The sequence below is a fragment of the Micromonospora sp. WMMB235 genome (assembly GCF_001855515.1).
GTDB lineage: Bacteria > Actinomycetota > Actinomycetes > Mycobacteriales > Micromonosporaceae > Micromonospora > Micromonospora aurantiaca.
This window is the reverse complement of the sequence record NZ_MDRX01000001.1, coordinates 680,858-693,322: the sequence shown is the minus strand read 5'-3', so window position 1 is coordinate 693,322 and position 12,465 is coordinate 680,858. Positions and strand designations below refer to the sequence as shown.

10 protein-coding genes are annotated in these 12,465 nt (G+C 74.1%); 6 read left to right on the top strand and 4 right to left on the bottom strand.

The features are described 5' to 3' along the window. Positions 1–205 precede the first annotated feature (205 nt). The 6 genes from BFV98_RS02760 (at position 206) to BFV98_RS02735 (ending at position 5,755) form a co-directional block, all read left to right on the top strand. Positions 206–1,051 carry a BTAD domain-containing putative transcriptional regulator gene (locus BFV98_RS02760; protein ID WP_052166117.1) on the top strand — a complete coding sequence of 282 codons (846 nt, stop codon included), beginning with the start codon at positions 206–208 and terminating at the stop codon, positions 1,049–1,051. 62 nt (positions 1,052–1,113) lie between these two features. Further along, positions 1,114–1,461 carry a TcmI family type II polyketide cyclase gene (locus tag BFV98_RS02755; RefSeq protein WP_013286655.1) on the top strand — a complete coding sequence of 116 codons (348 nt, stop codon included), beginning with the start codon at positions 1,114–1,116 and terminating at the stop codon, positions 1,459–1,461. A 252-nt stretch (positions 1,462–1,713) separates the two neighbouring features. After that, complete coding sequence (locus BFV98_RS02750) at positions 1,714–2,775, top strand: helix-hairpin-helix domain-containing protein (RefSeq protein WP_071094775.1); 1,062 nt, start codon at positions 1,714–1,716, stop codon at positions 2,773–2,775. Between the two features lie 321 nt (positions 2,776–3,096). Continuing rightward, entirely contained in the window at positions 3,097–4,299 is a 1,203-nt protein-coding gene (locus BFV98_RS02745; RefSeq protein ID WP_030268666.1) for a low temperature requirement protein A, read from the top strand. Positions 4,300–4,407: 108 nt separating this feature from the next. Further along, positions 4,408–4,614: a hypothetical protein gene (locus tag BFV98_RS02740; RefSeq protein ID WP_013286658.1), complete on the top strand. Its 207-nt coding sequence runs from the start codon at positions 4,408–4,410 to the stop codon at positions 4,612–4,614. Between the two features lie 181 nt (positions 4,615–4,795). Continuing rightward, positions 4,796–5,755 carry a TIGR03557 family F420-dependent LLM class oxidoreductase gene (locus tag BFV98_RS02735; protein ID WP_071094773.1) on the top strand — a complete coding sequence of 320 codons (960 nt, stop codon included), beginning with the start codon at positions 4,796–4,798 and terminating at the stop codon, positions 5,753–5,755. Positions 5,756–5,794: 39 nt separating this feature from the next. Here BFV98_RS02735 and BFV98_RS02730 read toward each other — a convergent pair whose 3' ends face one another. From BFV98_RS02730 to BFV98_RS02715, 4 genes are all read right to left on the bottom strand, one after another. Then, entirely contained in the window at positions 5,795–7,891 is a 2,097-nt protein-coding gene (locus BFV98_RS02730) for an amino acid transporter (protein WP_071094772.1), read from the bottom strand. Between the two features lie 63 nt (positions 7,892–7,954). Then, entirely contained in the window at positions 7,955–8,392 is a 438-nt protein-coding gene (locus tag BFV98_RS02725) for a hypothetical protein (protein ID WP_047894282.1), read from the bottom strand. 96 nt (positions 8,393–8,488) lie between these two features. Next, positions 8,489–9,259: a DUF5995 family protein gene (locus tag BFV98_RS02720; protein ID WP_013476553.1), complete on the bottom strand. Its 771-nt coding sequence runs from the start codon at positions 9,257–9,259 to the stop codon at positions 8,489–8,491. 115 nt (positions 9,260–9,374) lie between these two features. Next, entirely contained in the window at positions 9,375–12,314 is a 2,940-nt protein-coding gene (locus BFV98_RS02715; RefSeq protein WP_071094770.1) for a helix-turn-helix transcriptional regulator, read from the bottom strand. Positions 12,315–12,465 lie beyond the last annotated feature (151 nt).

Here is a 12,465-nt window from a genome sequence, read left to right as displayed (position 1 = left end):
GCGTATTACCGAGCCCACTACGGACAGTCAGGTGACCGACCGACCGTTGACTGAGAGTAACAGGCGTTGATATTCTGCGTCTCGGTCAGCCCGGCCACGGTGGAGCTTCCCGCCGTGGCGGAGGCGTTCCGACACCGGCGTCGCGGCGGCGGTCCGGGCAACGCGAAACGGTCGGGACGAGGGTTCCGGTGCTGGGGGGTGCGCCGTGTCGGGTGGATCGAGAATGCCGACGGCGGGCGAACCCGCCCCACGGGTGTCACTGCACCTGCTGGGCGGCTTCCAGCTGCTGCACGACGACACCCCCGTGGTCGTACCCCGGGGGTTGCAGCGCGTCATCGCCCTGATCGGCCTGCGCCCGGCCGCGACCCGCAGCCACCTCGCCGGGCTGCTGTGGCCCGAGACGCCTGAGGAGCGGGCGCTGTCGTCGCTGCGGACCGCGCTGTGGCGGCTGCGGCAGGATCCGTGCTGCCCGCTGCGCACCGACGGCGACACCGTCCGGCTCGGACCGACCGTCCGCCTCGACGTTGACGACCTGGTGGAGACCGCGGCGCTGGTCCGCGAGGGCGCCGTCCCGCGCGGCGCCGCCGGCGCCGGACGCCACGACCTGCTCCCCGGCTGGTACGACGACTGGGTGCTGCTGGAACGCGAACGGCTGCGCCAGCTGCGCCTGCACATGCTGGAGGAACTCGCCGGCAACCACCTCACCGCCGGGCGGCACGGCGAGGCGCTGGAGGCGGCGCTGGAGGCGATGGCCGCCGAACCGCTGCGGGAGACCCCGCACCGCCTGGTGGTCCGCATCCACCTGGCCGAGGGCAACGCGTTCGAGGCGGTCCACTCCTTCTACGTCTACCGCGATCTGCTCCTGCGCGAACTGCGCCTGGAACCGTCCCCGGCGATGACCGCGCTGCTCGACGACACCCTGGCGCCGATCCGCCGGGCCACCCGCCCGGACCCGCAGCCGCCGCGCCGCACGGACCGGACCGCGAAACCGGCGCCGCGCGCCCCCACCTCGCCGTCGCCACCACCATCAAAGCCCCGGGGTACGCGGTGACGGCGAGGTGACAGCGCGACCGGCACCGTGAACCCAGCACCGCGGCGGCGAGAGGGGTCACGATGAGTCGACTGTTGGTGGTCAGCCGGATCGTGCCGGGCGCACAGGGACGGGTGGCGCAGATCTTCGCCGAGGCCGACGCCACCGAACTCCCCCACCTCACCGGCGTTCGGCACCGGTCGCTGTACTACCTGCACGACCTGTGCGTCCATCTGATGGAGACCGTCGACGTCGCCCCCGGGCTGACCGCGGAACTGCGCGACAACCCGCTCTACGAGCAGGTGAACAAGCGGCTCTCCGCGCACACCTCCCCGTACCTGCCGACCTGGCACTCCCCCCGCGACGCCGTGGCCGGCTGCTTCTACAGCTGGGACGCCGCCGACGTGCCTGCGCCCGACCGGATCCACTGACCGGCCACGGGCGACGGACGGGGCGCCCCGGAACCACGCACGGCACCCAGGTTCCGGGGCGTCTCCCTGCTCCGCGAGGCCGCTCGATACCGGCCTCCGGCACACGCTCGGTCATGCTGCGGCCACCGGCCGACACCGCCGGTCCCACCGTCGTGGCCCGGCCCCGGGCTGCCTGTCGTGCGCCGCGCGCGTGTGCGAAGCTGCCCCGAGTCTTTCGCCACCGTCGTGCACGTACATAGAAGGAGGTTGGCCATGCCGTCGAGCTTCGGGCAGTGGCTGTTCGTGATACTGGCCCTGCTCATCGGATTCGGCGTCGGCTGGGTGGTCGTCGGCCGTCGCCGGTCCGGCGCCCCGGCGACGCCCACGGTGGAGACCGCACCCGAGGTGACCGCCACCGTCGACGAGCCGCGCCCGGTCGCGGTGGTCGACGAGCCCCCGGCGACCGCCACGGTGGCCGAGCAGCCCGCGCCCACCGAGACGGCGACCGCCGAGCCGGCCGTCGCCACCGCCGCCCGTACCGCAGACGAGCCGGAGGCGTCGTCGGTCGTCGCCGACCCGGTGTCCTCGCCGGTCGTGTCCTCGTCGGTCGTGTCCGAGCCCGCCGCGTCCGAGCCGGCCGCCGCCGAGCCGGTGTCGTCCCCCGCCGAGCCGGTTGCGGCGCCAGTGGCCGAGGCCGAGCCGGTCGCCGTGGACCGTCCGGCGGACGAGCCGGTGCCGTCCTCCGCGTCGGTCGCTGCGGACGAGCCCGCCGCCCCGGCCTCCACCGATGTGGACGAGCCGGCCGCTTCTCCGGCGCTCGTCGCCGAGTCGGAGCCCTTCGCGGCGGAGCCGGAGCGCGCCCCCGTCGCCGTTCCGGCGCAGTCGACGCCCGCCGACGAGCCGGAGGTGCCGGCGACGACGTCGTCGGCCGATTCGGCTGCTGCCGAGGCGGTGCCCTCGCCGGTCGACGCCGCCACGACGGCCGAGACCGCCGAGCCGGTCGAGACCGCCGAGCCCGTCGCCGCCGCACCGGCCGTGGTGCCCGCGCCGCGGGCCTCGGTCGAGAACGACGTGCCGGCGGACGTGGCCGGGGACGCGGCGGACGACTTCCGGCGGATCCAGGGCATCGGGCCGAAGCTGGCCGCCGCCCTCCAGGACGCCGGCATCCGCACCTACCGGCAGCTCGCCGAGCTGGACGAGGCCGCGCTGCGGCAGACCGTGAAGGCCGCCGGGCTGCGCGCAGCGCCCGGGCTGGCCACCTGGCCGCAGCAGGCCAAGGTGCTGGCGGGTGCTCCCGCCGACGCCGAGCGGGTGCTGCCGGCGAGCGCCGAGTAGACAGTCCTCCACATTCCGGGCCGGTGGTGACGATGGTCGCCACCGGCCCGGTGCCTTTCCCCACCCCGTCACCTCCCCGACCTCGCGGCCCGCCCCGCCAGTACGCCGAGGTGGTCGCATCAGCACCCCGCCGACCCCGCCACAACCCCGAACTGGCGGCCGCTCCACCAGCACCAGCACCCGACGTGGTGACATCGCCACCCCGTCACCCCCACCCGGGCCGGTATGCCGGAAAAGTGACCGCGTGCGGGCGGGCATGACTACGGTCGGTGAAGGGCCGGGACGGCCCGCCGCGCGTACCGCCACCCGCAGGAGCATCTCGTGCCCACCGCAGCGCCGGAGCCCGCCGGCCGGCGACCGCCGGTCCGCGATCCGGAGGCGCCGCGCCGGGTCACGCTGCTCGAACTCTTCTTCGACCTGGTCTACGTGGTCGCGCTCGCGTTGATCTCGCGCAACCTGATCAGCTCCGTGTCCTGGGAACGGGCCGCCGAGTCCCTGGTCATGCTGATGGCGATCTGGTGGACCTGGGCGATCACCACGCTGGTCACGGACATCTACGACCCGCAGCGCACCGAGATCAAGCTGCTGATCGTGGCGGTGATGTTCGGCGCGCTGCTGATGACCACCGCCATCCCGGAGGCGTTCGGCACCCGAGGGCTGGTGTTCGCCGGCACGTACGTGGCGATCCATCTCGGACGCGGCCTGTTCCTCATGCCCGCCGTACGGCGGCACCCGCAGAGCAACCGCCGGGCCCTGCGCATCTTCGCCTGGTTCGCCGTGTCGGCGGTGCCCTGGCTGGTCGGCGCGCTGGCCGCGCACGGCACCGCCCGGTTGTGGTTCTGGGCCGGCGCCCTCGCCATCGACTACCTGGGGTTCCGCCTGGCGTACCCGGTGCCGGGTCTGGGCGCGGTGCCGGAGTCCCAGCGCAACGTGACCGCCGAGCACCTGTCCGAGCGGTACCAGCAGTTCTTCATCATCGCGCTCGGCGACGCCGTGCTGGTCGCCGGCACCGTGTTCAGCCTGCACCACTCCGAGGTGGAGAACCTGGCCGCGTTCGCCACCGCGTTCGCCACCACGCTGCTGCTCTGGCGCATCTACGTGCACAAGTCCGGCGAGCTGCTGCCGCACGCCATCGCCCGGGCGGCTCAGCCGAGCCGGTTCCTCAACACCGCGCCGTACACCCATCTGCTGATGGTGGCCGGGGTGGTGACCACCGCGGCGGGCTTCGACCTGGTCCTGCTGGAGCCGACCGGCCACACGCCGCCGGCCTGGCTGGCGGTGATCCTCGGCGGGCCGGCGCTGTTCCTGATCGGCCGGGGCGCCTTCGAGTACGAGGTGTTCAGCCGGGTGTCTGCGTCCCGGCCCGGCGGGATACTGGCACTGCTCACGATCGCCCCGGCCGGGTTGTTCCTCGCGCCGGTCTACGCCTCCGCCGGGGCGATGCTGGTGCTGGCCGGGGTCGCTTGCGCCGACTACCGCCGCAGCCGGGGCCGCCCGCCGGAGGAGCCGATGCCACCGCACTGAGGTAATCGGAATCGGCCGTGCCGGTACCTGTGCGCCGTTTGGCGGATCACCCGCACGGGGTACAAGGCCTCCACCTCGAATCCACCACGACCCCAGTGGAGGCAACTGATGCGCGGCACCTCGATAGTCGGCGTCCTGGTCGTCATCTGGCTCATCATCGGCGCCATCGCCGCCGGTCAGCGCGGCTACTACGGCAACGACGAAACCAACTGTGCGGAGGCGGGCACGATCCTGGTCACGATCGTGGCCGGCCCGCTGAACTACATCGGCGCCAACCCGAAGGTGGACTGCAAGCTCCCCGAGCCGTCGAAGTAGGCGGCCACCCCCGTACTCCCCTTCCGGCCCGCGCCCGCCCGGCGAGCGCGGGCCGTTCCGTGCCCGCGGCGCGGACCGTCACCACCCCTGGGGCGTCCTAGGAGACTGGGTTTCGCCTGGTTTGCCGCCGGAACCGGTGGGAACGGCAGCGGTTCGCCGACGACGGAACGGAGAACCGGGCATGCGGATCGGCTACAAGCTCGCCTCGGAGGCGTTCGGGCCCCAGGAACTCATCCGGCAGGCGGTCCGGGCCGAGGAGGCCGGTTTCGACTTCGTCGAGATGAGCGACCACTACCACCCCTGGCTGGAGGTGCAGGGGCACTCCTGCTTCACCTGGAGCGCGCTCGGCGCGATCGCCGCCCGCACCACCCGCATCGGCCTCGCCACCGGCGTCACCTGCCCGTCGGTCCGCTACCACCCGGCGATCGTCGCGCAGGCCGCCGCCACCATGGCGCTGATCTCCGACGGGCGGTTCACGCTCGGGGTGGGCGCCGGCGAGCGGCTCAACGAACACGTCGTCGGGCAGGGCTTCCCCAGTGTCCGGGGGCGGCACGAGCGGCTGCGCGAGGCGCTGGAGATCATCCGGCTGCTCTGGCAGGGCGGATACCGCTCGTACGGCGGCCGGCACCTCCAACTGGAGGACGCCCGGATCTGGGACCTGCCCGAGCAGCCGCCGGTGATCGCCGTGGCCGCGAGTGGCCGGGAGTCGGCCGGTCTCGCGGCCGAGCTGGGCACCGGCCTGTTCGCCACCGAGCCGAAGTCGTCGATCGTCGACCAGTACCGCAACGCCGGCGGCCAGGGCCCGCGCTACGCCGAGGTGCCGATGGCCTGGGCCACCGACGAGGAGTCGGCGGTCCGTGCGGCCCGGGAGACCAGCCGCTGGGCGATCACCGGCTGGAAGGTGATGAGCGAGCTGCCCAACCCGGTGAACTTCGACGCCGCCACCGCCTGGGTCGAGGACCACCACATCCGGCAGCAGTTCTCCGTCGGCCCGGACGCCGCTCCGCACGTGGAGAAGGCGCGCACGTACGTCGAGGCCGGCTTCGACCACATCGTGCTCCAGAACGCCGGGCCGGACCCGGACGGCTTCCTGGACTTCTGCGCCCACGACCTGCTCGCCCGCGTCCGCGCGCTCGGCTAGCGCTCCGCGCTCCCCCCGCGCTCGGCCGGCCCGCGCACCTCAGCCGCCGACGTGGATGCCGGGGCGGCGGGTCGGGTCCGGCTCGGACTTGCGGATGATCTCCCGCACCACCGGCGGGGTGTCGCCCCGGCCGAGGATGAGGTAGCGCAGCAGGTGCGCGATCGGGTTCCCCTCGGACCACTCGAAGTGGCAGTGCGGGCGCACCCCCGTCGCGTCCCGCAACGCCAGCAGGATCGCGGCTATCGCGTTCGGCGCGGCCGGGCTGCTGGCGCGCAGGATCCGGTAGCCGCCGGACTCCACCCCGTGCACCCGCAGCACCTGGCTGAACTGGGACGGGTCGCTCACGTCGATCTCCAGGAACAGCACGTCGGCGGCGCCCGGCACCGGGTTCATCGACCGTTGCGCCCGCTCCTTGACCCGGTACTCCTTCACCGACCCGCTCTGCCGCTTGTTGGCGATCAGGTGCAGCCGCCCGTCCCGGGCCACCGACTCGTCGACGAAGCGGCGGGCCGCCTCGTCGAACTCGATCCGCTCGGCGCGCAGCTCGGTGGTCCGGGTGACCCGGGAGATCAGCGACACCGCGACGATCCCGGCGATGAAGAACCCGGAGATGGTGATGCCGTCGGGCTTCTCCACCACGTTCTCCACCAGCGCGTACAGCAGCACGGCGGTGAGCACCGCGAACCCGGCCGCGGCGGCACGGCTGCGGGCGCGCAGCGCCGCGATGGTCACCGCTATCGCGCCGGAGACCATCATCGCGAGGATGCCCGTGGCATACGCGCCGGCCTGGGCGTTCACGTCGGCGGAGAAGGCGATCGTGATGGCGATGCTGATCGCGGTGTAGACCAGCACCACCGGGCGCACCGCCCGCCCCCACTCCGGCGCCATGCCGTACGACGGCAGGTAGCGGGGCACGATGTTGATCAGCCCGGCCATCGCCGACGCGCCGGCGAACCAGAGGATGAGCACGCTGCTGATGTCGTAGACGGTGCCGAACGCCTCGCCGAGGTGCTCGTGGGCGAGGAACGCCAGCGCCCGGCCGTTCGCCGGCCCGCCGGGCTCGAACGCCTCGGGCGGGATCAGCACGGTGGTCACGAAGGTGGTGGCGATCAGGTAGACCGACATGATCAGCGCGGCGGCGGTGAGCAGCCGGCGGGTGTTGCGGATCCGGGCGTCCAGCCGCCGCTGCGCGTCCTCGCCCTCGCCGCGCACCAGCGGCATCATGCTCACCCCGGTCTCGAACCCGGACAGGCCGAGCACCAGCAGCGGGAACGCGAGGACGCTCGTGGCCAGGACGTCGCCGGGCCCGCCGGTGCCGGCCAGCCGTCCGGTCCAGTCGCCGAGCAGGCCCGGGTCGGCGACGACCTCGGCCACGCCGACGACCACCACCACCGCGTTCAACGCCAGGAACGCCGCCACCAGCGGGATGGCGACCTGCACGGCCTCGCTGAACCCGAGCAGGAACACGCCTCCGAGCACGAGCAGCAGCGCCACGGTGACCAGCACCGCCGCCGTGCCGCCGTGCCGGAACGACGCGGGCAGGACCGGGTTCTCCAGCAGGTGCACGCTGGCGTCGGCGGCGGAGAGCGTGATCGTGATGATCCACGAGGTGGCGACGAAGCCCAGCAGCACCAGCACGAAGACCTTGCCGCGCCAGAACGGCAACAGCCGCTCCAGCATGGCCACCGAGCCCTGCCCGTGCGGGCTCTCCCGGGCCACCCGGCGGTACATCGGCAGCATCCCGAGCAGCGTCAGCGCCACGATCAGCAACGTGGCCAGCGGGCTGAGCGCGCCGGCCGCCACGGCGGCGATGCCGGGCAGGTAGGACAGCGTGGAGAAGTAGTCGACGCCGGTCAGGCACATCACCTGCCACCACGGGTGGGACCGGGTCTGGTGCTCGCGGATTTCCGGTCCGACCGGCTCGACCCGGTGCGCGAACAACCACCGGTGCAGCCGGCCCGCCGGTGCCGCCGGCCGCGTCGGGGCCGCCACCCGTTCCGGCAGCTCCGGCACGGCACGGCCGGCCCGCTCGGCGTGGTCGCCGTGCCGACCGGCCCGGGCCGCCGCGGCCGCGTGCGCCTCCCGGCGCCGCTCCCGCGTACGCCTGGGCTGTTCCGGCTCCCCCGCCTGCCCCATCTGCTCCCCTTCGTGCCTATGAAGACGGTAGGGGTTGTCCCGGGTGCGGCCCGGCCGAACCGGTCAAAGATCCGGTCCGCGGGCCAGCGCGTCGCGCACCGCCGCCGGGTCGGCCACTGTGACGGTGACCGCCGGGTGCCTCAGCCAGGGGCCGGGGGCCAGCGCCGGCACCGGCGCGGCGAAGCGCAGGCAGAGCCCGCCGGCCACGCTGGCGCCGAAGGTCACCCCGCCGTCGGCCGCCGACAGGTGCGGGCCGATCGCCCGCCACCAGCGGTACGGCCCGCTCAGCTCGGCCCCGGTCACGTTGCCCGGCGTGGTGCGCAGCAGCCACGGCCCGAACCGGACGACGAGCGCGTCCGGGCCCCAGTCGAGCCAGGCCGTGGCGGGCCGTACCCCGAGCAGCGCCAGCGGCAGCCGGAACGCCGGGTCGAAACGGAACGGGAAGCGGCGGACCGGGCCCGGCGGGAGCGCCCCGGGACCGGCCGGTTCGTCTGGCGGCACGGCGGCGACGTACCCGGTGCGGCGGCCTCGACACCCGCGGGCGGCGTTCCCGCGTCCCGCGCCCGGACGGCGGGACGCGGGAACCCCCCGTCCCGGCTACTGCAGGAACGCCCCGAGGGGCGACAGCAGCAGCCGGCCGAGCAGCGCGGCGTTGTCGTCCAGCCGCATCCGCTCACACTCGCGGGCGTCCGGGTCGTGCCGGCAGCGCCAGATCTTCTGCGCGTTGCGCCAGGCCACGTTCCGGGTGTACTCCACCAGTTCGCCCTGGTACCAGTCGTCGATGTCGCCGTTGACCATGTCGATCATGAGTTGCCAGTTGTCCAGGTAGCCGCGGCGCAGCTCCGGGATCCGCTCGGCGAAGATCTTGTTGATCTCCAGGTAGTCGCGGTGCTGGTCGCTGCCGTCGATCGGCTCGGACTCCAGGCTGTCGAACGTGGTCACCAGCGCGAACGGCAGGTCGTAGTTGATGTGCGCGTTGACGCCGGCGGCGGCCGACGGCAACGGCCGGGCGTCCGGGCCGCGCATCCGCTTGAACAGACACGACCACGCCTTCGGGGTGCTCGGGCTGGAGTCGCTCCAGAACCGCAGCGCCTCGAAGTAGCGGGCCGCGAACTCCACATCGAGCCGAGCCAGGAACGCCGGGTCGCAGAACCGGTCGTCGTACAGGCCGTCGAGCACGGTGCTGGTGATGACCAGGTAGAGCTTGTTGAAGTCGGCGAGCGGGCAGCTCTCCTCCAGCGGCGGCAGCCGGACCAGCAGATCCTGCAACTTGGTCAGATGGTCCACGACCGCCGGCACGTCGGCGGGGTGGTCGGCGAGCAAGCCGACGATGTCCTGGTGCACAGGACCCCAGACCGGTTCGGTCATCTCTCCTCCACAACGGCCGGCGCCCCCACGACGCCACCACCGGCGTTCCGCGGCACAGCCTGCCAGCCGCCGTCCACACCGCGGATCCGTCGAACGACGTATTGCCGACGTACGCCTACTCCGCGCCGTTGCGCAGGAAGATGGCGCTGGCCTGCACCCGCGTGCGTACCTGGAGCTTGTCGAAGATGTGCGAGACGTGGACGCCGATGGTCCGCTCGCTGATGAACAGCCGCTGCCCGATCTCCCGGTTGGTCAGTCCCTCGGCGACGGCGGCGAGCACCTCACGCTCCCGCGCGGTGAGCGTCGCCAGCTCGTCCACCGCCGGCCCGGCGGGCGCCGCCGCCCGCTGCCGGGGCACCGGAGCGGGGTCCGGCGCGGCGTCCAGGGCCACCCGGGCCCGCGAGGCGATGGTACGGATCTCCGCGGTCAGCGGCACCGCGCCGAGCGACTGGGCCATCGCGTACGCCCGGTGCAGCAGCTTGCCGGCGGTGGCCACCCGGCTGCGGCGGGCCAGCAGCGCCTCGGCCTGCCGCAACCGGGAGTACGCGGCCGGGTAGGGGTGGTTGCGCCGGTCCCACTCGAGCGCGGAACGCTCCCACAGCGCCGGGTCGCCGCGGCCGTCGTCGAGCCGGCTCAGCTCGGCGTCGCAGAGCGCCAGGAAGCCCTCGGCGACGTACCGCACCGGTGCGCCTGCCTTCGCGCTCTTGCCGGTCACCCGGTCGACCACCTCGCGCAGCCGGCGCACCGCGTTCGGGTCCACCTCGATCGTGCGGCTGGCCGCCGCCTCGGCCTCTGCGCGCAGCCCGTGCCAGGCCAGTGTGGCCAGCACGATCACGTCGTCGGAGCGGCTCTCGGTCAGGCCCCGCTGCACCGCCTGGCGGGCCAGGTCGTGCCGGCCCTGCCACATGGCCAGGCCGGCCCGCAGGATGAGCATCGGCAGCACGTGCCGGGCGCCGCCGCCGGCCAGCACCGTCGCCACCGCCTCCAGGTCGCGGTCGGACGCCTCGACGTCGCCGTACCCGACGGAGAGCCGGCACCGCGCCAGCAGCAGCTCGACCGCGTCGGCCCCGGACGGGCGGTGCCGCAGCGCGGCCGCGACGACCTTCTCCGCCTCGGCCCACTGCCCCACCCGGAACAGCCCGTTCGTCGCCACCGCCAGCAGCCGGGTCTCCCAGGTGCGGCCGAGCCCCAGCTCGGCGACCCGGTCGGCGCCCCGCCGGGCCACCACCACCCCCTCCTCGAGGATGTTCAGCGGCCCGGTGAGCAGCTCGGCCAGGTGCAGGTACGCGCACGCCACGTCCTCCGGACGGCCGGACCGCTCGGCGGTCTCCAGCGCCTGGCGCATCACCGCCAGCCCGGCAGCCGGATCCTCCAGGAACGCCTCGCTGAACCCGAGCGCGGCGCTGGCCATCACCACCTCGGAGGTGGTGCCGGGAACGTCGGCGGCGAGCGCGAGGGCCTCCCGGGCCTGGTCGCCGGCCTCGGCGTAGCGGCCCAGGTGCAGCAGCAGCTCGGCCAGCCGGGCGGCGGCCGTGCATCGCTCCTGCGGCGTGCAGTCGGGCGAGTCCAGCACCCGCCGGTACTCCTGCTCGGCGGGTGCCGACCGGCCGGCCGCGGCCAGATAGCGGGCCCGGCGGATGCGCAGCGCGCAGACCGGCGGGCCGGACGGGTCGTCGGCCAGCTCCTCCAGCAGCGTCAGGGCGCGGGCGTGCTCCCCGCTGTGGTGCGCGGCCTCGGCGGCGTGGCTGAGCAGCTCGGCCCGGTCCACCTCGACCGGCTCGGGCCGTGCCCCGTCGGGCGGGACGGAGGCCGGCTCGGTGGCCAGGGTCAGCGCGGCGGACCAGTGGCGGTGCGCCTCGGCGTACCCGTGCAGTCGTTCCGCCTCGCGGGCGGCGGCCATCGCCGCGGGCAGTGCCCGGGCCGGCTCGCCCGCGTGCCGCCAGTGGTGGGCCAGCCGGGCCTGGTGCAGCTCGGCCGGTACGGCGGTGAGCGCCTCGGCGTAGCGGCGGTGCAGCGCGGCCCGCTCGGCGGGCAGCAGTTCGTGGGCCAGGACCTCGGCGACCAGCCGGTGCCGCAGCCGGTAGCCGTCGTCGGCGCCGACCAGCAGGCGGTGCGCGACCGCCTCGCGGACCGCGTCGAGCAGTTTTTCCTCGGGCAGCCGCACCACCTGGGCCAGCAGCCAGTGCTCGACCGGCTCGACGCCGACCGCCACCGCGTGCACCACCGCGTGCGCCGGCTGGGGCAGCGCGTCGACCCGGTCGAGGAACACCTCGCGCAGCGTGTCGGAGAGGCCGTCGCGGCCGTCGCGCCGGTCGCGGGCCAGTTCCTCCACCACGAACGGGTTGCCGCCGCTGCGCTGCCAGAGCTGGTCGGCGGCCTCGGGCGGCAGCGGCGCGCCGACCACGGCGGCGGCCAGTTCGTCGGTGGCGGACCGGTCCAGCGGCAGCAGGTCGATCACCCGCACCGAGCGCAGCCGGCGCAGCTCGGTGAGCACCCGGCGCAGCGGGTGCGCGCCGCGCAGCGACTCGGCCCGGATCGCGGCCAGCACGGAGAGCTGGAGGTCGCCGAGGCCGGCCAGCAGGTAGAGCAGGAGCTGCCGGGTGCTGCGGTCGACCCACTGCAGATCGTCGAGGACGAGCACCAGCGGCCGTCCGCCGGCCACCACGTGCAGGCCCTGGGCGACGCGTTCCAGCAGCGCGCCGGCGCCGTCCGGGCCGGGGGTCTCCTCGTCGAAGACCTGCAACACCCCGCGGATCGCCGACGTGGTGCGCGCCTGCGCCTGCTCGGCGTCGAGCCGGCGCAGCGCCTGCCGTACCGGGTGCAGCGGCGAGGCGTCTCCGATGTCGAGGCAGGTGCCGGTGAGCACCAGGGCGCCGGTCTGCCGCAGTTGCTCTCCGACCTCGGTCAGCAGGCGGGTCTTGCCCACCCCGCTCTCTCCGGTGAGGAACACCGCGCCGGTCTGCCCGGGCCGTAGGTCGTCGTAGAGCGCCGACCGCAGCGTCGCCATGGTCCCGGTACGGCCGACGAGCGGTGCCGTGTCCACGTCGCTGGCCATGGAACGCAGCCTAGTCACAGGTCCCCGCACCGTTCTACGGCCTCGGGGCCGGACTCGTACCTCTCGCGTCGACTACACGACTAATGGTTGCGGGTGCCCGACATACGTCGTCCTACAGATCCCCCGACAACCCGGTGGTGAAAGTCTGCTG